The sequence below is a fragment of the Cryobacterium sp. Hh38 genome (genome assembly GCF_004403235.1).
In the GTDB taxonomy this organism is placed as follows: Bacteria; Actinomycetota; Actinomycetes; order Actinomycetales; family Microbacteriaceae; genus Cryobacterium; species Cryobacterium levicorallinum.
In genome coordinates, this window is sequence record NZ_SOHD01000002.1 from 145,571 (window position 1) to 165,387 (window position 19,817).

A 19,817-nucleotide genomic window follows, 5' to 3' on the forward strand; every position below is an offset into this window, starting at 1 on the left:
CGGCATGGTTGAGTCCTGAATCAGTGCCAGGCGTCCGGAGTCGTGCCGGGTGCGTGCCCGATGATCTCGTCGAGAATGAGGTGGGACCGGGTCGAGATCACCCCCGGCATGGTGTGGATATCGCGCAGAATGGCCTGGCTGAGCTGCTCATGGTCGGGAGCGCTCACCGTGAGAATGATGTCGATGTCGCCGCTCACGGCCTGCGCCTTCTCCACGAACGGCAGTTCGGCGAGCTGCGCGGCAATTGCGCCCCAGGCGACGTCGCCGATTTTCACGACTACGAGCGCGGACACGTTGAGCCCGAGTGCCTTACGGTCGGTTTCGGCACCGAAGCCGGTGATCACGCCGTGGCTGATCAGCTTCTGCACCCGGGTGTGGGCGGCGGTGCGGGAGATGTGCACCTGCAGGGCCAGCTGGCGCATCGAGAGTCGACCGTCCCGGCTGAGCTCGGCGATAATCTGGCGATCGGTGCTGTCGAGTCCGGGGTGGGGAGTCTGCGGCTGCGTCATTGGACTCTCACACTACCGGCGCGGGCGCGGCCGCCGTGGATTCGCGCTGACCGGATTTGCGCAGCACGCGCAGATAGTGATTCTTGGGCCAGTGGCGCAGTGCCAGCGGCAGGCGGGGATAAATCAAGCGGATGCCGCCCAGCACGCGATCAAAGCGCCGCTCGTGCCGCTCGGTCCAGGGAAGTTCGAACAGTACGCGAACGTGGGGCGGCAGCAGTCCGGCGGTCATCAGCCGGGCCAGCGGCAGAGCGGTCCGATACCAGAACGGAGCCGACCGCGAGTGCAACAGCTCGTGCGCGACCGCGCGGGTGGCGGCATCCGTTGTCAGCAGCTGCAGCTGCTCGTTCCAATACCGGCGAAAGGCGGCGCGATCTGTCGGCCATAGTTCCGGCGGCACTTGCAGTGACGTGCCGAGCCGGGCGTATTCGCTATAGACGGTATCGGCGATGTCGTCGTCGAGCGGGCCGTAGATCAAAGCGTGCAGGTGGGTGGCCGATTCATAGAGCGTCGCGGCAACCCAGAGCTGCAATTCGGGGGTGAACGCGTTGTACTCGGGGGTCGTGCCGACCGAATGCACGGAAACGTGCGCGTGACTGACCCGCGCGGCCATCGCAGCGGCCAGGTCGGCCTCGCCGAAGACGGTGGCGTAGACGTAGCTGAGCGTGCCGCTCAGCCGGGCGAGTGGCGTGGCGGCGAAATGGCTGTGATCGGCCACGCCGTGCCCGATGGCCGGATTCGCCAGCTGCAGCAGGATGGCCCGGCCTCCGGCGGCGATCAGCAGGCTCTCACCCGCTACCCCCCGCATGCTTGGTGCGCGTGCGCTCACAGCAACCTCCCATTAAACACGCAGAACCTCGTGACAGGGTGAGCCTATTCGGTCGGACTGAGTGTAGGTCCCGTCTGAACGCCCGAACAGGGGAAGATGAATACTTGTCTTCTGGGGAATATGTGCATCTTCTATGCGCTTGCATGTATCCGAGGGCGACAATTCCTGGGCCCACACACTTGAGGAGAACTTCTATGAGCGAGACTACGATCACCAATATCCCGGGCTACAAGGCCGGAACCTGGACCATTGACAAGACCCACAGCTCCGTCAGCTTCAGCATTCGCCACATCGTCATCAGCAAGGTCAAGGGCACCTTTGATGACTTCGACGCCACCTTCGTGACCGGCGAGGACCCGCTCCAGACGAGCGTCACCGCCTCGGCCAAGGTCGTCTCGATCAACACCAACGAGCCGGGCCGCGACGGTCACCTGCGCACCGGAGACTTCTTCGACGCCGAGACGTACCCGACCATCGACTTCGCGTCGACCGGTGTGCGCGTCGTCAAGGGCGAATATCTCGTCGACGGCAACATCACCATCAAGGGCGTTACCAAGCCGGCCACGTTCGAGCTCGAGTTCGGCGGCTTCGGCGGAGACCCCTACGGCAACTACAAGTTCGGTGCCACGGCCAAGACCGAGGTCAACCGTGAAGACTTCGGCCTCACCTACAACGCTGCCCTCGAAACCGGTGGAATGCTGCTCGGCGACAAGGTCACCATCACCCTGGAACTCCAGGCCGCGCTCAACGCGTAACCCGTAGTTTTTCGCGTTTCCACGAAGCGCCGTGCAGGGCCCCACTTCGGTGGGGCCCTGCCTCGTTAATCGTTTGGCCTTCCCGACAAGTGATGTATCTTTCATCGTGCTAAGAACGCAGATTTCCCTAACGGAAGACGAGCGTCATGCCCTCGATGCGGAAGCCGCTTGCACGGGTAAGTCTGTGTCTGCACTCATTCGAGATGCTGTCGAGGCGCTCTACCTGTCGGAGCGTTCGAGCGAGGCAGATTTGCAGGCCATGCGCGCCTCCTTCGGGACGTGGAACGGTCGCGACGTCGACGGCGCGACCTGGGTTGACCGGGTACGCTCCGGCGACCGTCTGGGGCAGACCGCGTCGTGACCGTTCTCATGTACGCGTCGGTTTTTGATCGATTACCTCCGAGGCCACCAGGGTACGGCCGATGTCCTCGAAACCGAGCGTGTTCTGGCACCCCTGCACGCGAGTGAGATGACTCGCCTCGAAGTTTTGGCCGGAATGCGACCGAACGTGGAGGCAGGTACTCGGGCACTGCTCGCGACGTTGATTTGGCGTCCGGTCAATGCCGAGGTCGCTGAAGCAGCGGGTGCATTGGGCCGACAGCGGCTACCCAGCCATCACACGATTGATGGTGCGGACCTAGCGATTGCTGCCACAGCGATTCGCTTTCAGGCCCGATTGCTCACACTCAACCTGCGACACTTTCCAATGGTTCCGAACCTGCAGCCTCCCTATTAGCCAGCGTCGAGTCGCAGCATCCATTCGGTCAGGCGTCGGCGCAGCCCGGCGCCGTCCAGGTCGTCTCGGCCGAGATCCGTGTAGTTGGGCGCCCAGGTTTCCACTCGGGGGTAGGCCTTCATCGCTGCGAAGTGGTCCCAGAGGGCCACATCGGGGGTGGGGGAGCCGAACGCCTGGTCGTAGGCGCGGGTAAAGACGTCGGCGACCGTCACGTCGTAGAGAAACACCAGGTCCTGGCGACACCAGGCCAGGTCATACCCGCGCGGCGCTCGCCCGGCGCCCGACCAGTCCACGATCCCGGTCAGGCGTTCGTTCAGCCAAACGGTATTGCCGGACCAGAAGTCGTTGTGGGTGAGCACGCGGGGTTCGCCGGTGAGCTGGTGCCATACGGAATGCATCGGTGACTCGGTCGCCGGTTCGGTGAACAGGTCGGTGAGCCCTGGAATAACAGCAAGAGAGTGGATGCGCGCAAGCGCCGCCCCGAGTTGCCGCGCGAAGTCGTGAGGGTTTGTGGGGGTGATCGAGGCCCGACCTGGCAGCAGCGTCGTGACGATGAGCGGGCATCCGTTCACTGTGCCGTCAGCGTCGGCGGCCAGCAGCTGCGGAGCCAGCTCGCCGAGGTCGCCCAGGGTGCTGAGGACGCGGATCTCGAGCCGCACGGCGTCGTCACCGGGCGGAAACTGCCGCAACACGAACTCGGCGCCGTCGGGGGTACCGACAACGCTCGTTCTGGCGTGGGTGCCGCCGGGCAGCGAACGCACCCAGCGCAGCTCGGCGACGGCGAGTTGCCGCGCGGCCCACTCGAGCACGAGGGGTGAGGGAGCGGCTGCGGTCATACGCTCACCCCGACACGTTTGACCGTGCGGTCGAGGCGACGGATCGCGAGCAGAGCGGCGATGACCAGAAGAATCCTGCCCCCAAAGATCACGCCCTGCGTGGTGTGCTGTGGCACGACGAGCAGGAGGCCGCCCGTCAGCATGGCGAGCAGAGCAACTGCAATGTAGAAATACCCCATAGTCATGCACCCCCTCGTCGTTCCACCCTAGCGATTCCGACCGTGGAGCCATCTGATTCGGTTGACCGCAACTCACGGTACGGCCGTCGTTGCCGTTTCGCGTCGCCGGACACCTCCCGGCGCGAGTTGCCAGCTTCGGCTACATCGCTGGCGCGAGAGAACACGTTCCGCCCCTGGGCCGGCTCTCAGGGGGCCGAACCCGCCCTCACCGGAGGTGACCAGGGTTCAGGGGTCGAAGTTGTCGTCTCGCGGGGCCGGGTCCGCGGCAAATGAGGTCTCGCCCAGACGGTCGTCGGGAGGTGACCGGCCGGGGCTAAGGTGCAAGGGTGCCCGAGAACGCGTCGAGCACGCGAAAACAGTCGAGAGAATGCAACTCCAGTCGATAGAGGTGCACTCTAGCTAGTCGAGGAGATCCCGTGTTCACCCTAAATGACCTAGCGATTCCGATCATCGCGGCGCCGATGGCCGGTGGCGCCTCTACGCCCAACCTCGCGGTCGCCGTGAGCGACGCGGGCGGCCTCGGCTTTCTTGCCGGCGGGTACAAGACGCCGACGGTCCTGGCCGAGCAGATCGTGGACGTACAGCTGCGCACGAAAAATCCTTTCGGTGTCAACCTGTTTGTTCCGCAGTTGCCCCTGATCGACCGCGCCGCCGTCGAGGCCTACCGCGACGCGCTGGCCCGCGAGAACCCCAGCGCTGTGTTCGCCGAAATTGACGAGACCGACGACGACTGGTTTTCCGAGAAGGTGGCGGTCGTTATCGCGCGACAGGTTCCGGTGGTCTCGTTCACCTTCGGCCTGCCTCCGGTAGACGCCGTCGAGCGGATGCACACGGCCGGGTCGTTCCTGATCGCCACGGTCACCTCGGTGCCCGAAGCCCGTCAGGCGGTTGACCGCGGCGTCGATGCACTCTGCGTGCAGGGGCCGGAGGCCGGCGGGCACCGGGGGACCTTCACCACGCGGGACGAACCGGGCACCCTGGCTCTGGGGGAGCTGTTGATCGCGATTCGCGAGGTGGTGACGCTGCCGCTGATCGTGGCGGGCGGCATCCACTCTGGCGGGCAGATCGCCTCGTTGCTGGCTGCCGGAGCCGAAGCTGTGCAGCTCGGAACCGCCCTGCTGCGCACCGACGAGTCCGGTGCGCAGCAGGCCCACCAGGACGCCCTCGTCGACCCGCGGTTCACCGAGACCGTCATAACCTGGGCATTCTCCGGTCGCCCTGCCCGCGGCTTGCGGAACGGCTTCATCACCGCCCACGATGCGACCGTGCCGCACGAGTATCCGCAGGTGCATCACCTCACCAAGACTGTGCGAGCGGATGCCGCCCGCCGCGGCGACCCGCACGGCCTCGCCCTCTGGGCCGGTACCGGCTTTCGGGAAGCGGGCACCGGCTCGGCCGCGACCGTGCTCGGTGCGTTGTGGGCCGACACGCACGCTGCCGTCGTCTCGTAGCAGGTCGTCGCGTAGTTTTTTTACGTGTCCTGACGGTGCCGAGGTGCTGGAGCCGGTCGGCTCCGGCACGGTCGAGAACCGTGCGGCGGCCCCCAAGGTAGGCTTTATCGACAGGGTGAGCGGCAGCCGCTCCCCGATGGATCAGCGTCGATCGGCGCCTCTGACCCTGAGGCCGCCAGGCCAATGTAGATCGCACAACAAGAAATGGTTCTCCTTTGCGCAAAATAACTATGTTCCGGGCGGGCAAGCTCACGGTCGCCGTCACGGCGCTGCTGGCCCTCGCCGGCGGATTCCTCGGCGTCAGCGCCGCAGCCGCGAGTCAACCACAGGCCGCTACCGCCGGCGAAAACTACGTCATCGGCACCGACACCACCTTCGCGCCGTTCGAGTACCGCGAGAACGGTGAACTCACCGGCATCGACATGGACCTGATTCGCGACATCGCCGAAAACCAGGGGTTCACGGTCGAGATTAAGTCGCTCGGCTTCGACGCTGCGCTGCAGGCGCTGCAGTCCAATCAGGTCGACGGCGTCATCGCCGGCATGTCGATCACCGACGAGCGCAAGCTCATCTTCGACTTCTCCGACCCGTACTTCGACTCCGGCGTGCAGATGGCCGTCGCCGAGGACAACACCGAGATCACCGGATACGCCGACCTGGCCGGCGAAACGGTCGTCGCCAAGCGCGGCAGCGAGGGCGAGACCTTCGCCAACTCGATCAAGGACGAATACGACTTCACGGTCAAGGCACTCGCCGACTCGGCCACCATGTATGACGACGTCAAGGCCGGCAACTCCGTCGCAGTGTTCGACGACTATCCCGTGCTGGCCTACGGCATCAACCAGAACAACGGGCTCAAGTCCGTCACCGAGAAGGAACAGGGCAGCTCCTACGGTTTCGCCGTCAATAAGGGGCAGAACCCCGAGCTGCTCGCCGCGTTCAACACCGGCCTCGCCGAGTTGCAGGACAACGGCGACTACCAGGCCATTCTTGACACCTACCTGGAGCAGCCGGCACCCGCCGCGGCATCCGGTTTCTTCGGTCTGCTCAGCGACAGCATACCGGCGCTGATGAAGGGCCTCGGGCTGACCCTGCTCGCAACCGGCCTGTCCATTCTGATCGCTCTCGTGCTCGGCGTGGTATTCGGCTTCTTTAAGGTCTCCGAGAGTCGCATTCTGCGCGGCATTGCGAGCGTCTACGTCAGCATCTTCCGCGGCACCCCGCTGCTCGTGCAGGCCTTCTTCTTCTACTTCGGCCTGCCTCAGCTCACCGGGCAGTCGATCGACGTGCTCACCGCTGGTGTGCTCACCCTGAGCCTGAACGCCGGCGCCTACATGACCGAGATCGTGCGCGGCGGCATCCAATCGGTCGACCCAGGTCAGACCGAAGCCGGTCGCAGCCTCGGCCTCGGCTACGTCACGACCATGCGCCGCGTCGTACTGCCGCAGGCCGTGAAGATCATGACGCCGTCGTTCATCAACCAGTTCGTGATGACCCTGAAAGACACCTCGTTGCTCGCCGTGATCGGCTTCGCCGAGCTCACCTATCAGGGCCAGCAGATCTACGCCGCCAACTTTCGCACCGGTGAGACCCTGCTGATCGTCGCCGCGCTGTACTTCATCGTCATCAACCTGCTCACCATGCTCTCCAACAAGCTCGACAAGAGGTTCAACAAATGAGCACCAGCGCAAACAACACCGCAAGTGCCAGCAAAATTTCGGTACGTGGCCTGCGCAAGTCGTTCGGCTCCAACGAGGTGCTCAAGGGCCTCGACGTCGAGATCACCGAGGGCGAGGTCGTGTGCGTCATCGGCCCTTCGGGTTCGGGCAAGTCCACCTTTCTGCGTTGCCTGAACAAGCTCGACGAGCTCAGCGCCGGCACGGTCATCGTCGACGGCTTCAACCTCAGCGACAAAACCGTCGACCTGAACGAGGTTCGAGCGCACATCGGTATGGTCTTCCAGCACTTCAACCTGTTTCCGCACATGACGGTGCTGCAGAACATCATGCTCGCGCCGACCGAGTTGAAGAAGGAATCCAAAGCGGATGCCCGAGCCACCGCCCTGAAACTGCTCGAGCGGGTGGGCCTGTCCGACAAAGCGGATGCCCGCCCCGCGCAGCTCTCCGGCGGCCAGAAGCAGCGCGTCGCGATCGCCCGGTCCCTCGCGGTGAACCCCGACATTATGTTGTTCGACGAGGCCACGAGCGCCCTCGATCCCGAAATGGTGGGGGAGGTGCTGCAGGTCATCCGCGACCTCGCCGCCGAGGGCATGACCATGGTCGTCGTCACCCACGAGATGGGTTTCGCCCGCGAGGTCGCGGACCGGGTCATCTTCATGGCCGATGGCCTCATCGTCGAAGAGGGGACTCCGGCCGAGCTGTTCGGCAACCCACAGCAGGAGCGCACCCAGGACTTCCTGTCCAAGGTGCTCTAAACCGCGTGACCCGAAAACGGATGCTCCGCGCGAGACCCGCGCGCGGCATCCGTTTTTCTGTGCCGGTCAGGCATGACCGCGCCCGGTTTGGGTAGCCGCTACGGTAATCGGCGCAGCGGCTACCGAAATGGGGCGCGGCTATCGAACGGATGCTTCGGGCGGCTCAGGCCCGGTCGCCGACGATCTCCTCGCGCACCCGGCGCAGGTCCTCCATGAGCGAGCCGATAAGGATCCAGTGGTCGGGGTGCGGCGTCACGATGCGCAGCGGCGCGGTCAGGGCCAGCACCTCGGGGGCCGGCGGCTCGGGCGCCACCGTGAGGTCGCCCTCAGCGCGAGCGAGCAGCCGCAGGTCGTGCGCAGCCCGGGCCAGCTCCTCGGAAAAGGCCTGAACGCTCGGCTCCAACTGCAGGGAGGTATCGTAGTGATCGTGCAGGGCCCGGGTCATGCCGATAGCGCGGGTCACGAGGGTTGGCAGTCGCGCGATCATCTCATGGTCGGTGTCGAGCGCCAGGCGTAGTTTGGCCTTGCGCGGGTTGAGCATGAGGCTCTCCTCCGCCTGCGCGATGGCCTTCTCCGCCTTGACCAGCATGGGGCGCAGCAGCCGGGCCTTGATCATCAGCTCCATCAGGTCGACCGGCGTCTGCGGGGTACGTAGCGCCTGGGCAATGCGCTCGAAGGTATCAGCCACCTCGCGAGCGAGCAGGGCCACAGCATCGCGTGCCGGCGCAATCAGCACCGGCGGAACGATCAGGGCGTTGATGATCAGCGCGATCCCCGCACCGATGAACGTTTCAAAGATGCGATCGAGGGCATACCCCGGCGTCGTCGCGCCGAGCGCGAGCACGAGCATGGCGCTGATCGGAATCTGGCTCGCCGACACCGGCGACAGCCGCAGCGCCCAGGCGACGAGGATGCTGACCACAATCGTGCCGAGTACAACCCAGCTGGACTGGCCGAGGAAGAAGCCGATCGTGGAGGCGATAATGACTCCGCCGATGACGCCAGCGGTACGTTCGATCGCGCGGCCGAGGGTCTGATTGACACTCGGCTGCACCACGAGCAGGGCCGCAATCGCGGCAAAGATCGGTAGGTCGTTGGGCAGCAGCAGCTGCGAGACGATCCAGGCCAGGGCGACGGCGACGGCCATCTTCACGACCTGCAGCACCGGGAGTCGGGTGGGGATGCGCAGGGCCGATGTTAGTTTCACTGCTCAAGGCTAACCCGACCACTCCTCAAGCGGATGCCGACAAACCCGTCTGCCCGCTGCGCGCCGGCCCGAACCAGGTGCAGCGTGCCGCGCATCGGCAACGAACGCACGATGTCACCCGCATTGACGCTGGCCTGCACCTCGTCCAGCGTTGTGCCGGGGGAGCGCACCCCGATGGCCCACTGGGCCGCCGGGTAGTCCTGGGCCTGTACCGCGAGCATCCGCTCAACGACCGCAACGGCCCCATCAGCGTTGGCCCGGCCAGGCCCTGGGCGTGCAGGCGCAGAACGTCGGCGCGGGAGGCGTCAGTGCCCGTAATGATCAGCCGGCGCCTAGCCCAGGTCGTCGTCGGTGCGAGCTCCGAACACGATTTCGTCCCAGCTCGGCATCGATGCCCGACCGCGCTTGGGTGTGGTGCGGCCGTGGTTGGTGCGCTCCTGGGCCCGGGCAGCCTGGTTGGCCCAGGCGTTGCCGGTCGGTTCCGGCGTGGTCGCCGGCGCCGCACTGGACTCGTCGGTAACCGGGCTGTCCATGGCCGTGGACCGACGGGGCCGCATCATTGCAGGCTGCACCGAAGAGTATGCCGTCGGCTGGGCCGCTGCAGCATCCCGGCTGCCAGCCGCCTCGCGTTCGCCGCGGCGTCGACGCAACGATTCCAGAAGATCGGCGGTTTCGCTCATGTTCGATGCTGGCTCGGCAGCGCGTTTGATCGCGGCTTTGGACACAGCATCGTCCCGGCTGAGCGAACGGGAAAACGGCACAACCTCAAGGTTCGGGCTGGTGTCGTTCAAAATCTCGTCGGGCAGAGATTCCTTGAAGTTGAAGGCGTTGCTGTCGAAGCGGGAGACATCGGCGGCGCTCGTCTCCGAGCCGACCGCGCGCAGTCGGGGAATGAGCGAGCCCTTGAGCTCGCCCTGCTGCGAGAGCGCGATGGCCTCGCTGCCGACCGGCGATAGTGAGTTCTTCTTGGGTTCGAAGCCCCAGCGGGCGTCGTGGTCGATCTCGTCTGCGGTGAAGGACAGCTTGACGATCCAGCCGCCGCCGGGCTCTTTCCAGCTGGCCCAGCGTTCGCCGGTGGCGCCGAGCGAGGCGAGACGCTCCCGAATGACGCTGCCGAAGTTCACGTTCTCGTCGACCGGATCCGGATCGATCGCGGTGTGTACCGGCACGCTGAGCGCCGACGAGACGATGTACTCCCGTTCGGCTACGACCGGGCCCTCGAAGCGGCGCACGTAGTCGAGGGACGCGCCGGTGACGGCCGCGACATCCTCGGCGGACATGCCGGAGCGAATGTGCGCCTGAACCTCCCGGGGGGAGAGTTTGGGCGCGAGACTTTGCTCCGTCTGGGTTTGGCGAAGCCGGGACTGAAGAACCTCGTCGATGGCGATGCGATATCGGTCACCATCTTCGGACGCTGCGAGCAGCGCACCGTTCTCAACCCCAATAACCTTCAATTCCTGCATGAAGACAAGCCCTCTCGCGATTACCGTTGGCTGCAAGACTGCCACGAGTTGGGGCAATTTCGCGGGAATACGCTGGGCGTGCCGCAAGTTGTTTTCCGTGTCCGAATAAAAAGGTTGGCGGACGGTTTGCTATTCCGTCCGGATTGTTGGAAACTGTGCCCGCCGATTTCGATTATCGGCGTAACTGAAATGGATGGGCATGGCAACCGATTACGACGCACCCCGAAAGACTGAAGACGACTCCGAGTCGATCGAGGCCCTCAAGGAACGTGTGCCAGATAAAATGTCCGGCAGCGTTGATGTTGACGACTCCGACAACCCGGGTGGGTTCGATCTACCCGGCGCCGACCTGTCCGACCTGGACCTCGATGTCGTCGTTCTGCCCGCGCAGGCCGACGAATTCACCTGCGTGAATTGCTTCCTCGTGAAGCACCGTTCGCAGATGGGCCACGAGACCAAGCTCGGAATGGTCTGCCTGGAGTGCGACTCCTAGACCTGCTAACCGACGTTGGTCGTTCGTGATCCATTGATCGCGCCGGCCAACTCCGTCGGGTGCCGGCTGGAGATGATCCAGTACGGCGCCGGATCGGTTGGGTCGACGATCGGAACGCGCACGACCGGGTCGATCCAGCCGCGAATGAGCAGCCAGGCCCGGGCATCCAGCCGGGGTCCGCGCTCCTGGGTGGCTTCGGCCTTGGTAAAGGAGACGGCTTCCCCCACAAGGTGGGTAGAAATCGTGGCCGGGCCTGCTTTCAGCTCGCCGTTCTGCACCCGCACCACCGGTGAGGCCAGCACGAGCAGCAGTACGCAGCCTCCGTAGAGAACGGCGGCCGTGATGATGCCGGCCGGCAGGGAAATCGGAACGAGCACCAGGATGCTCGCCGGTATCACCAGTGCGGTGACGATGAAGGCCCACGGAGTAGGCCAGAGTTTTTCGCGGTAATCAGGCATGGCTCTATTCGATCAGATATCTGCACTACCCTCGACACGTGGCAGAAAGCGTCGAAGTACTGATCCAAGCATCCATCCTCCCGAACTACGCACATCCCGGTGATGCCGGGGCTGACCTGCATTCGGCCGAGGCCCTCATGCTCGCTCCCGGTTGCCGTGCACTTGTCGGCACCGGCGTGTCGATCGCGTTGCCCGACGGGTTTGCCGCCTTTGTGGTTCCGCGCAGCGGCCTGGCGTCCAAGCGCGGCATCACCATCGTGAATTCCCCGGGGACAGTGGATGCCGGCTACCGCGGCGAAATCAAGGTGGCTCTGCTCAATACCGACCGGAACGAGTCGTTCACGATCAATATCGGCGACCGCATCGCCCAACTTATTGTGATGCCCGTTGCCCGGGCCACCTTCATTGCCGTGGACCGGCTGCCCGGCAGCCACCGCGGCGAGGGCGGCTTCGGTTCAACGGGCGTAGAAGCTGCTCCACTAGAAAGTGCACCATTGTCGGGCGATACCGCCCAGCGCGAAGGAGAAAATCAGTGACTGACACCACGACCCCCGGGTACTTCGTCGAGCCCCATGCCAAATCGGCACCAGAGAACCGCGAGAGCGATGGCCCGTTCGACGAGTCCGAAGCCAACCCGGTGCGGCCATACGTCGATCTCGGCGGCATCAAGATTCTGCCGCGGGAAGGCCTGCACCTGCGCCTCGAAATTGAAGAGGGCAGCAAGCGCGTCGTCGCCATCGGCCTCGACTTCGCCGGGTCGACCCTGCAGGTGCAGCCGTTCGCCGCTCCGCGGTCGAGCGGCCTGTGGCATGAGATTCGCGACCAGATCGCCGACCAGATCGGCAAGCAGGGCGGTACCACGACACCGCGCGAGGGCCCGTTCGGCCCGGAACTGGTCGCCGAGATTCCGGTTGCGGCCGGTCAGGAAGCCGGCGGCGTCACCCGCCTGGCCCGTTTCATCGGCGTCGACGGGCCGCGCTGGTTTCTGCGCGGTGTGATCGCGGGCGAGGGCGCCATCGATCCGAATGCCGCAGCGCAGATCGAAGACCTGTTCCGCAGTATCGTCGTCGTGCGCGGGGGAACCCCGATGCCGCCGCGTGATCTGATTCCGCTGCGCATGCCCGCCTCGCCCACCGGCGCGACCGAGACCGCCGCGGTCTAACGAGCCATGAGCGACACCCCCGGTCAGAACGGACAGCAGGGCCAGCGCGATGAAGCGCACGAGCCGGTGCCGACGCCAGCCGCGGCGCCGGAACCCGCTCCGACGCCGGAGCAGGCGCAGACCGCGTCAACCCTGTTCGCCGAGTCGATGGCCGGGGCGGCCCGCCGGGCCGGATTCGGAGCGGCGACCGAGGGGGCGCCGATCAGTGGACAGGCCCTATTAAAGGCGATGGGCGGCATCCGCGGTCTGATTGAAGCTGTCCTGCCCGGCCTTGTCTTTCTCGTCACCTACACACTGACTATCGACCCGTCGACCGATGTGACGAGTGACCCGATCGGCACCCTGCTTCCCTCACTCGTCGCTCCGCTGGTCATCGGCGTGATCTTCGTCGCACTGCGCGCGATCACCAGGCAGACGACGACGCCGGCCCTCGGAGGCCTGGTCGGCACCGCTATCAGCGTCGCGCTGGCTCTCTTCTCCGGAAAGCCCTCCGATTTCTTCCTGGTCGGTCTGTGGACCAACGCCGGCTACGGTGCCGCCCTGCTTATCTCCGTGCTCGTGCGCTGGCCGCTGATCGGCGTCGCCGTCGGGTTCCTCATGGGCGACGGCATCGCCTGGCGCCTCGACGCCAGCAAGCGGCGCGTGCTGACCATTCTCACCCTGTGCTGGACCGGCCTGTTCCTCGGACGCCTCGCCGTGCAGCTGCCGCTCTACCTCGCCAATAACGTCGAACTGCTCGCCTCCATGAAGCTCCTCATGGGCATCCCGCTCTACGCGCCGTTGCTCGTCGTGTCCTGGCTCATGGTGCGCTCGGTCTATCGCAAAGCGGATGCCGCCGACGCGCTCTGAGAATCGACCTCTGCGCGCTCGGGCGCACTGCTAGAGTTATCTTGACGTCAAGATAGTTGACCGGCGATCACTCGTCGGCACGACTCGATGGAAAAAGGCAGCTCCCGGCATCCGCCGGTAAGGCTTGCCTTGCTGGCACGCGGTTGTGCCTGCCACAAGAATTGAGGATTGCCGCCGGTTTCCCGTCGGCTCCTACAACGGAGAGGGCACTGTGTCGGATTCAAAAAGTACCGCGGTAAATAGCTTCGGAGCCAAAGACACCCTGCGCGTTGGTTCGACAGACTATGAAGTCTTTCGGCTCGACGCGGTCGACGGTTACGACAAACTGCCATACAGCCTGAAGGTGCTGCTGGAGAACCTCCTCCGCACCGAAGATGGAGCCAACATCACCGCCGAGCACATTCGTGCCCTCGGCTCCTGGGTTCCCACCGCGGAACCCGACACCGAGATCCAGTACACGCCGGCTCGCGTCGTCATGCAGGACTTCACCGGCGTTCCCTGCATCGTCGACCTCGCCACCATGCGCGAAGCCCTCGTCGACCTCGGCGGCGACGCCAAGAAGATCAACCCGCTCGCCCCGACCGAAATGGTCATCGACCACTCCGTTGTCGCCGACCTGTTCGGCACGACCGACTCGTTCGAGCGCAACGTCGAGATCGAGTACGAGCGCAACGGTGAGCGCTACCAGTTCCTCCGCTGGGGCCAGACCGCGTTCGACGACTTCAAGGTCGTTCCCCCGGGAACCGGCATCGTGCACCAGGTCAACATCGAGTATCTCGCCCGCGTCACCATGACCCGTGAGGTCAACGGCGTTCTCCAGGCTTACCCAGACACCTGCGTCGGCACCGACTCGCACACGACCATGGTCAACGGCCTGGGCGTGCTCGGCTGGGGCGTCGGCGGAATCGAAGCCGAAGCGGCGATGCTCGGCCAGTCGGTTTCCATGCTCATCCCCAAGGTTGTCGGCTTCAAGCTCTCCGGCGTCATCCCGGCCGGCGTCACCGCAACGGATGTCGTGCTCACCATCACGCAGATGCTTCGCAAGCACGGCGTGGTCGGCAAGTTCGTCGAATTCTACGGATCGGGTGTCGCCTCAGTGCCGCTCGCCAACCGTGCCACCATCGGTAACATGAGCCCCGAGTTCGGCTCGACGGCCGCGATGTTCCCGATCGACGACGTGACCCTCGGCTACCTGCGCCTCACCGGGCGCAGCGAAGAGCAGGTCGCGCTGGTCGAGGCCTACTCGAAGCTGCAGGGCCTCTGGCACAACCCCGATGTGGAGCCGGTGTTCAGCGAATACCTCGAGCTCGACCTCTCCACGGTCGTTCCCTCGATCGCCGGACCCAAGCGCCCGCAGGACCGCATCATCCTTTCCGAGTCCAAGTCGCAGTTCGAGCGCGACCTGGACAACTACGCCAACGGCCCCGTCTCCCTGGTGGACGCGGCAATAGAGGGTACGTTCCCCGCCTCTGACCCGCTCGGCCTCACCTCGCAAGACGAAGTGACCGCGCACGAGCACGCCTACCAGGCTGGCCTGGTGCGTCACACCAGCCACCCGACGAAGTCGCACCCTCAGCCCACCGACGTGAAGCTCGCCGACGGTCGCGAGTTCACGATCGACAACGGCGCCGTAGCGATCGCGGCCATCACGTCGTGCACCAACACGTCAAACCCGAGCGTTATGCTCGCGGCCGGCCTGCTGGCCCGCAATGCGAGCCTCAAGGGACTCAAGAGCAAGCCGTGGGTCAAGACCACCCTCGCGCCCGGTTCCAAGGTCGTCACTGAGTACTACGCGAAGGCCGGCCTCAACGGCTACCTCGAAGACCTTGGCTTCTACCTCGTCGGCTACGGCTGCACCACCTGCATCGGTAACTCCGGTCCGCTCGAGGACGAAATCTCCTCGGCCGTGCAAGACAACGACCTCGCCGTCACCGCCGTGCTCTCCGGTAACCGCAACTTCGAGGGACGCATCAACCCCGACGTGAAGATGAATTACCTCGCGAGCCCGCCGCTGGTTATCGCCTACGCCCTCGCCGGCACGATGAACTTCGACTTCGACACCGATTCGCTCGGTCAGGACACCGAGGGTAACGACGTGTTCCTCAAGGACATCTGGCCCGACGCCGAAGAGGTGCAGAAGACCATTGACGAGTCGATCGACTCCAACATGTTCGAGACCCAGTACGCCGGTGTCTTCGAGGGTGACGACCGCTGGAAGTCCCTGCACACCCCCATTGGCGACACCTTCGCCTGGGACGCCGAGAGTACCTACGTGCGGAAGCCCCCGTACTTCGACGGCATGACGCTGGAGACCAGCCCGGTCGTGGACATCAGTGGTGCCCGCGTGCTCGCCAAGCTCGGCGACTCGGTCACTACCGACCACATCAGCCCCGCCGGTTCGATCAAAGCGGATGGCCCCGCCGGCCGTTACCTGGCCGAGCACGGCATCGCCCGTGGGGACTACAACTCCTACGGCTCGCGTCGTGGCAACCACGAGGTCATGATTCGCGGAACCTTCGCGAACATCCGTCTGCGCAACCAGCTCCTCGACAACGTCGAGGGTGGCTTCACCCGCGACTTCACCGTCGCGAGCGGCCCGCAAGCCGACATCTATGATGCCAGCCAGAACTACCAGGCTGCCGGTACCCCGCTCGTCATCTTCGGTGGCAAGGAGTACGGTTCGGGTTCCAGCCGGGACTGGGCAGCCAAGGGCACGAGTCTTCTCGGTGTCAAGGCCGTCATCGTTGAGAGCTTCGAGCGCATCCACCGCTCGAACCTCATCGGCATGGGCGTTGTGCCCCTGCAGTTCCCGGTCGGCGAAACCGCCGACTCGCTCGGTCTCGATGGCACCGAGATCGTCTCGGTCTCCGGCATCACCGAACTGAACAACGGCACGACGCCGAAGACCGTGCGCGTGACCTGCGTTCCCAGTGAATTCTCGGCCGCCGGCAAGGCACCGGTCGAGTTCGACGCCATCGTGCGCATCGACACCCCGGGTGAAGCCGAGTACTACCGCAACGGCGGCATCCTGCAATACGTGCTGCGTTCGCTCGTCTGAGTGAACCGGGGCGCTGCCAGCGCCTCGCTCTACCAGCACGACACCGGCGCGTAGACTCGATTCACTCGGGTCTGCGCGCCGGTTTGGCTTGATCTGTTTAGCACTGTTTTGTAGAGCAGCATGAAAGGTATGACGGATGATCCTTCTGGAGACGATTCATGGTCCGCGGGACCTCGATGGTCTTTCGAAAGAGCAGCTGCCACAGCTGGCCGCCGATATTCGGCGGTTTCTGGTGCGCGAGATTTCGAAGACCGGCGGACACCTCGGGCCAAACCTCGGTGTCGTCGAACTGACCATCGCCATCCACCGGGTTTTCCATTCACCGACCGACGCCATCGTCTTCGATACCGGCCACCAGTCCTACGTACACAAGCTCCTCACCGGCCGTCAGGACTTCAGCAAGCTGCGCTCGTTCGACGGTCTCGCGGGCTATCCGCAACGTTCGGAGTCCGAGCACGACATCGTCGAAAGCTCGCACGCCTCCAGTTCGCTGTCCTGGGCCGACGGTATCTCCCGAGCCTTCGAGATGACCGGCCAGACCGATCGGCACGTGGTCGCCGTCGTCGGCGACGGCGCGCTGACCGGCGGCATGACCTGGGAAGCCCTCAATAACATCAGCGACGACAACACGCGTCGACTCATCATCGTGGTCAACGACAACGGCCGATCCTACGCGCCGACGATTGGCGGTATGGCGCGCTTTTTGAATACCGTCCGTACCCGCGCGGCCTACCGCGACGCCTACCTGACCAGTCAGAAAGTGTTTGACAAACTCGGCGCGCCCGGCCGGGCCATGTACCGCGGGGTGCGCGGTGGTCTGCACGGGTTCCTCAGCCGGGTCACCAACAACGAAGCGCTCTATTCCAACCTCGACATCAAGTACATCGGTCCCATTGACGGTCACGACGTGCACGCCATGGAGGAGGCCCTCGCCCAGGCCAAGGGCTACGGCGCGCCGGTCATCGTGCACGCCATCACCCAGAAGGGCAAGGGCTACGACCCGGCCGTGCAAGACACGGCCGACCAGTTCCACGCGGTCGGGCAGATCGACCCGGAGACCGGCGAATCCGTCGAAGAGGCGGGCGCGGCATCCTGGACGTCGGTTTTTGCCGACGAATTGTTGCGACTGGCCATCGAGAACGATCGTATCGTCGGCATTACCGCCGCCATGCTGCGCCCGACCGGGCTGCACAAGATGGCCGAACGTTTTCCGGCCCGCGTGCACGACGTGGGCATCGCCGAACAGCACGCCGTGACGAGCGCCGCAGGGCTGGCCTTCGGCGGCCTGCACCCGGTTGTCGCCCTCTACGCCACGTTCATCAATCGCGCTTTCGACCAGGTTCTGATGGATGTGGCCCTGCACAAAGCCGGCGTCACCTTTGTACTCGATCGGGCCGGCGTCACCGGCCCCGATGGTCCCAGTCACCACGGCATGTGGGACCTCGCCATTCTGCAGGTCGTCCCCAACATTCGGCTGGCCGCGCCGCGGGACTCCGTGCGCCTGCGCGAAGAACTGGCCGAGGCCGTCGCCGTCGAAGACGGACCCACGGTCTTGCGCTACCCCAAGGGCACCGTCGGCCTGGAGTTCGAGGCCATCCGCCGCCTCGACGATGGTGTCGACGTGCTGCAGGAGGCGACCCAACAGGATGTGCTGATCGTCACGGTCGGTCCGATGGCCGCGCTGGGGCTCGACGTGGCCGACCGGCTCGCCGCCCAGGGCATCGGAGCGACGGTCGTCGACCCGCGCTGGGTCGTGCCGGTGCCGCGCAGTATTATCACCCTCGCCGCCGCGCACCGCATCGTGGTCACCATCGAAGACGGCATCCGGGTCGGCGGAATCGGTACGCGCATCCGGCAGGACTTGCGGGAGGCCGGCGTTGACACCGCGGTGACCGAACTCGGCCTGCCGGACCAGTTCCTCGACCACGGCACCCGCGCCCAGATCCTGGAGCGCGTCGGCCTCACCCCGCAGGCGATCGCCCGCGATGTGGTCGCCATGGTGCTCGGCAGCAAAATCCCCAACGCTCGACCCTTGCCCGCCGACCACACCGACACCGGCGCTATCCAGGTAACCCGCCGCGACTAAGGGCTCGTAAGTAAATAACCTAGACGCATGCCGTTTGGGGTGCCATGGCTGTGCTGTGTCGGTTCCCGTGGAGGTCGAAGAGTCGCTGGCAGTCAAGTTCGCCGCGTTGTTCCCGCATCTTGATGAGCGTCAGCGACGGTTGCTGACGAGGGCTGAGGCTCGCGTGCTGGGTCATGGCGGGGTCGCGGCGGTGGCCCGGGCGGCTGGAGTAAGAGCGTCACCGCCGAGCTCGACGAGAGCATCTACCCCAAAGGCATCAAGATCACCGACCGCGAAATGGCAGATCTGGAAACCCGCCACCTGACTAGGCACGACTTCCATGGCGAGCGGAACTACAGCGTGAGCCCAGCAAAGTTCGCCCAACGAAAGTGATCTCAGCACGTGAGATGTCGAGTTACGCGTGTCTTTGATTTACGGGCGTAAGCGCCCGCGGGCGGTGCCGCTGCCACACCCGTTGTGGTGCTGGCGGCCACCGACCCCCAGCAGTAGAGGGGCCGCCCTCCTCGGGCCGTGAAATGGATAACCTGTGAAATGGATAACCCACTTGCCGGATTCACCTCTATGAGATCAAGAGTCCTGGGCTGGGCGGCGCCCGGCGCTTGCCCGCCCCCTCGCTGTTGCGACTCGGAGCGGGAACCAAGCCCGGCCAGGTCACGGACCTCGACGGTTTCGGTATCGCGTTGCTCTTCTTCAGTGGCGCGGACGGGGTTCACCTGGAACTGACGGACCTCTCTAACTCAGTAGTGCAGCCGGACCGGTTGAACATCCACTCTTGCCCGCGGAGTGGGATGGAGCGGATGCTTGGTCTGCCCTCGCTCCCGACCGGCGTCACCGTGCACGGTGACGTCACCGGACTGTACGCCGGACGACGTGCGGTGGGTGATCGCGGTCCCGGGCCGCCTCGCTAGGTCCGCCAGGAGGCCGGTCTTCCACCTGCCTCACTTGGCCCTGGCAGGACAGCTGGGAAGGGCTCTTCAACGCGGCCTGCGGTCCACCAACCCCAGCAACGACCTGACCACCCAGCCCCAACAGGGCCCAACCGCAGAACAGTGGAAGAACCGGACAGACCGGTAGCTTCCGTTGGCACAGCCCGCCCGAAGGTATCCCCTGTCGCAGGGGTTGCCGCCCTGGCTCTGCTCTTGCTGCTCACCGTTTCTGCCGCCGCATCATGATGAGTACCTCGCGAAGCGCGCCACTGACTCTGGTCTCCAGGACCATTCGGGCCAGGCACAAGTCGAGGGGCAGCGCCGCGATCTTGCGACCGTATGCCGTATGCCGTATGCCGTGAACCGCTTGCGCGAGTCAGTGGTCCGAG

The 19,817-nt window shown here is 65.0% G+C and carries 22 protein-coding genes and 1 pseudogene; 15 read left to right on the top strand and 8 right to left on the bottom strand.

Annotated elements, in window-relative coordinates; all coding sequences use genetic code 11:
- Window positions 1-20: 20 nt before the first annotated feature.
- On the bottom strand, window positions 21-509 hold the full coding sequence (locus E3T41_RS00835) for an Lrp/AsnC family transcriptional regulator (protein WP_092449161.1): 489 nt from the start codon (window positions 507-509) through the stop codon (window positions 21-23).
- Between the two features lie 7 nt (window positions 510-516).
- On the bottom strand, window positions 517-1,335 hold the full coding sequence (locus tag E3T41_RS00840; RefSeq protein WP_241990983.1) for an oxygenase MpaB family protein: 819 nt from the start codon (window positions 1,333-1,335) through the stop codon (window positions 517-519).
- Between the two features lie 194 nt (window positions 1,336-1,529).
- Between E3T41_RS00840 and E3T41_RS00845 the strand changes: the two genes are divergently transcribed.
- The 3 genes from E3T41_RS00845 to E3T41_RS18855 all read left to right on the top strand — a co-directional run bounded on the left by E3T41_RS00845 (window position 1,530) and on the right by E3T41_RS18855 (window position 2,826).
- Window positions 1,530-2,090, top strand: a complete 561-nt coding sequence (locus E3T41_RS00845) for a YceI family protein (protein WP_092449159.1) — start codon at window positions 1,530-1,532, stop codon at window positions 2,088-2,090.
- A 106-nt stretch (window positions 2,091-2,196) separates the two neighbouring features.
- Window positions 2,197-2,451 carry a ribbon-helix-helix domain-containing protein gene (locus E3T41_RS00850; RefSeq protein WP_158251693.1) on the top strand — a complete coding sequence of 85 codons (255 nt, stop codon included), beginning with the start codon at window positions 2,197-2,199 and terminating at the stop codon, window positions 2,449-2,451.
- A gap of 24 nt (window positions 2,452-2,475) precedes the next feature.
- The gene (locus tag E3T41_RS18855) at window positions 2,476-2,826 is read left to right on the top strand and encodes a PIN domain-containing protein (protein WP_092449157.1); all 351 of its coding nucleotides are present in this window, start codon (window positions 2,476-2,478) and stop codon (window positions 2,824-2,826) included.
- Here the strand turns inward: E3T41_RS18855 and E3T41_RS00860 are convergent.
- Window positions 2,823-3,662 carry a phosphotransferase family protein gene (locus E3T41_RS00860; protein ID WP_166791469.1) on the bottom strand — a complete coding sequence of 280 codons (840 nt, stop codon included), beginning with the start codon at window positions 3,660-3,662 and terminating at the stop codon, window positions 2,823-2,825. The two genes, E3T41_RS18855 and E3T41_RS00860, sit on opposite strands and share 4 nt — an antisense overlap.
- Complete coding sequence (locus E3T41_RS17735) at window positions 3,659-3,847, bottom strand: hypothetical protein (RefSeq protein WP_158251695.1); 189 nt, start codon at window positions 3,845-3,847, stop codon at window positions 3,659-3,661. The genes E3T41_RS00860 and E3T41_RS17735 overlap by 4 nt, the downstream gene beginning before the upstream one ends.
- 410 nt (window positions 3,848-4,257) lie before the next feature.
- Here E3T41_RS17735 and E3T41_RS00865 point away from each other — a divergent pair, with 410 nt between their 5' ends.
- From E3T41_RS00865 to E3T41_RS00875, 3 genes are all read left to right on the top strand, one after another.
- Window positions 4,258-5,292: a nitronate monooxygenase gene (locus E3T41_RS00865; RefSeq protein WP_134476804.1), complete on the top strand. Its 1,035-nt coding sequence runs from the start codon at window positions 4,258-4,260 to the stop codon at window positions 5,290-5,292.
- A 230-nt stretch (window positions 5,293-5,522) separates the two neighbouring features.
- The gene (locus E3T41_RS00870; protein ID WP_092449154.1) at window positions 5,523-6,971 is read left to right on the top strand and encodes an amino acid ABC transporter substrate-binding protein/permease; all 1,449 of its coding nucleotides are present in this window, start codon (window positions 5,523-5,525) and stop codon (window positions 6,969-6,971) included.
- Window positions 6,968-7,726 carry an amino acid ABC transporter ATP-binding protein gene (locus tag E3T41_RS00875; RefSeq protein WP_092449153.1) on the top strand — a complete coding sequence of 253 codons (759 nt, stop codon included), beginning with the start codon at window positions 6,968-6,970 and terminating at the stop codon, window positions 7,724-7,726. The genes E3T41_RS00870 and E3T41_RS00875 overlap by 4 nt, the downstream gene beginning before the upstream one ends.
- 163 nt (window positions 7,727-7,889) lie before the next feature.
- On the opposite strand, the gene E3T41_RS00880 is transcribed toward E3T41_RS00875, so the two are convergent.
- From E3T41_RS00880 to sepH, 3 genes are all read right to left on the bottom strand, one after another.
- Window positions 7,890-8,933: an aromatic acid exporter family protein gene (locus tag E3T41_RS00880; RefSeq protein ID WP_092449152.1), complete on the bottom strand. Its 1,044-nt coding sequence runs from the start codon at window positions 8,931-8,933 to the stop codon at window positions 7,890-7,892.
- The gene (locus E3T41_RS00885) at window positions 8,930-9,154 is read right to left on the bottom strand and encodes a DNA glycosylase AlkZ-like family protein (protein WP_134476806.1); all 225 of its coding nucleotides are present in this window, start codon (window positions 9,152-9,154) and stop codon (window positions 8,930-8,932) included. Before E3T41_RS00885 ends, E3T41_RS00880 begins: the two co-directional genes overlap by 4 nt.
- Before the next feature lie 111 nt (window positions 9,155-9,265).
- Window positions 9,266-10,396: a septation protein SepH gene (gene sepH / locus E3T41_RS00890; protein ID WP_134476808.1), complete on the bottom strand. Its 1,131-nt coding sequence runs from the start codon at window positions 10,394-10,396 to the stop codon at window positions 9,266-9,268.
- Window positions 10,397-10,595: 199 nt separating this feature from the next.
- Between sepH and E3T41_RS00895 the strand changes: the two genes are divergently transcribed.
- Window positions 10,596-10,889 (top strand): DUF4193 domain-containing protein, encoded by a 294-nt coding sequence (locus tag E3T41_RS00895; protein WP_092449195.1) that lies wholly within the window; start codon window positions 10,596-10,598, stop codon window positions 10,887-10,889.
- Window positions 10,890-10,894: 5 nt separating this feature from the next.
- Here the strand turns inward: E3T41_RS00895 and E3T41_RS00900 are convergent, their stop codons facing one another.
- Complete coding sequence (locus E3T41_RS00900; RefSeq protein ID WP_134476810.1) at window positions 10,895-11,347, bottom strand: DUF3093 domain-containing protein; 453 nt, start codon at window positions 11,345-11,347, stop codon at window positions 10,895-10,897.
- 38 nt (window positions 11,348-11,385) lie between these two features.
- Between E3T41_RS00900 and dut the strand changes: the two genes are divergently transcribed.
- From dut to E3T41_RS00940, 8 genes and pseudogenes are all read left to right on the top strand, one after another.
- On the top strand, window positions 11,386-11,883 hold the full coding sequence (gene dut / locus E3T41_RS00905; protein WP_134476811.1) for a dUTP diphosphatase: 498 nt from the start codon (window positions 11,386-11,388) through the stop codon (window positions 11,881-11,883).
- The gene (locus tag E3T41_RS00910; protein ID WP_092449147.1) at window positions 11,880-12,509 is read left to right on the top strand and encodes a DUF3710 domain-containing protein; all 630 of its coding nucleotides are present in this window, start codon (window positions 11,880-11,882) and stop codon (window positions 12,507-12,509) included. Before dut ends, E3T41_RS00910 begins: the two co-directional genes overlap by 4 nt.
- Window positions 12,510-12,515: 6 nt before the next feature.
- Window positions 12,516-13,358 (top strand): DUF3159 domain-containing protein, encoded by an 843-nt coding sequence (locus E3T41_RS00915; RefSeq protein WP_104133143.1) that lies wholly within the window; start codon window positions 12,516-12,518, stop codon window positions 13,356-13,358.
- A 211-nt stretch (window positions 13,359-13,569) separates the two neighbouring features.
- Window positions 13,570-16,416, top strand: coding sequence for an aconitate hydratase (locus tag E3T41_RS00920; protein ID WP_134476813.1), 2,847 nt, complete (start codon window positions 13,570-13,572; stop codon window positions 16,414-16,416).
- 136 nt (window positions 16,417-16,552) lie between these two features.
- Complete coding sequence (gene dxs / locus E3T41_RS00925; RefSeq protein WP_092449144.1) at window positions 16,553-18,502, top strand: 1-deoxy-D-xylulose-5-phosphate synthase; 1,950 nt, start codon at window positions 16,553-16,555, stop codon at window positions 18,500-18,502.
- A 67-nt stretch (window positions 18,503-18,569) separates the two neighbouring features.
- Window positions 18,570-18,713 (top strand): annotated as a pseudogene (locus E3T41_RS00930) (ISAzo13 family transposase); the annotation flags it as partial.
- Window positions 18,714-18,763: 50 nt separating this feature from the next.
- Window positions 18,764-18,874 (top strand): hypothetical protein, encoded by a 111-nt coding sequence (locus tag E3T41_RS00935; RefSeq protein ID WP_369828719.1) that lies wholly within the window; start codon window positions 18,764-18,766, stop codon window positions 18,872-18,874.
- Between the two features lie 227 nt (window positions 18,875-19,101).
- Window positions 19,102-19,410, top strand: a complete 309-nt coding sequence (locus tag E3T41_RS00940) for a hypothetical protein (RefSeq protein WP_104133144.1) — start codon at window positions 19,102-19,104, stop codon at window positions 19,408-19,410.
- Window positions 19,411-19,817 lie beyond the last annotated feature (407 nt).

Bases quoted from the DNA above. Each gene is read 5' to 3' on its own strand.
- sepH (WP_134476808.1), bottom strand. From the start codon at position 10,396: ATGCAGGAATTGAAGGTTATTGGGGTTGAGAACGGTGCGCTGCTCGCA.
- E3T41_RS00900 (WP_134476810.1), bottom strand. From the start codon at position 11,347: ATGCCTGATTACCGCGAAAAACTCTGGCCTACTCCGTGGGCCTTCATC.
- E3T41_RS00875 (WP_092449153.1), top strand. From the start codon at position 6,968: ATGAGCACCAGCGCAAACAACACCGCAAGTGCCAGCAAAATTTCGGTA.
- E3T41_RS00870 (WP_092449154.1), top strand. From the start codon at position 5,523: ATGTTCCGGGCGGGCAAGCTCACGGTCGCCGTCACGGCGCTGCTGGCC.
- E3T41_RS17735 (WP_158251695.1), bottom strand. From the start codon at position 3,847: ATGACTATGGGGTATTTCTACATTGCAGTTGCTCTGCTCGCCATGCTG.
- E3T41_RS00895 (WP_092449195.1), top strand. From the start codon at position 10,596: ATGGCAACCGATTACGACGCACCCCGAAAGACTGAAGACGACTCCGAG.
- E3T41_RS00845 (WP_092449159.1), top strand. From the start codon at position 1,530: ATGAGCGAGACTACGATCACCAATATCCCGGGCTACAAGGCCGGAACC.
- E3T41_RS00860 (WP_166791469.1), bottom strand. From the start codon at position 3,662: ATGACCGCAGCCGCTCCCTCACCCCTCGTGCTCGAGTGGGCCGCGCGG.
- E3T41_RS00915 (WP_104133143.1), top strand. From the start codon at position 12,516: ATGAGCGACACCCCCGGTCAGAACGGACAGCAGGGCCAGCGCGATGAA.
- E3T41_RS00885 (WP_134476806.1), bottom strand. From the start codon at position 9,154: ATGCTCGCGGTACAGGCCCAGGACTACCCGGCGGCCCAGTGGGCCATC.
- dxs (WP_092449144.1), top strand. From the start codon at position 16,553: ATGATCCTTCTGGAGACGATTCATGGTCCGCGGGACCTCGATGGTCTT.
- E3T41_RS00835 (WP_092449161.1), bottom strand. From the start codon at position 509: ATGACGCAGCCGCAGACTCCCCACCCCGGACTCGACAGCACCGATCGC.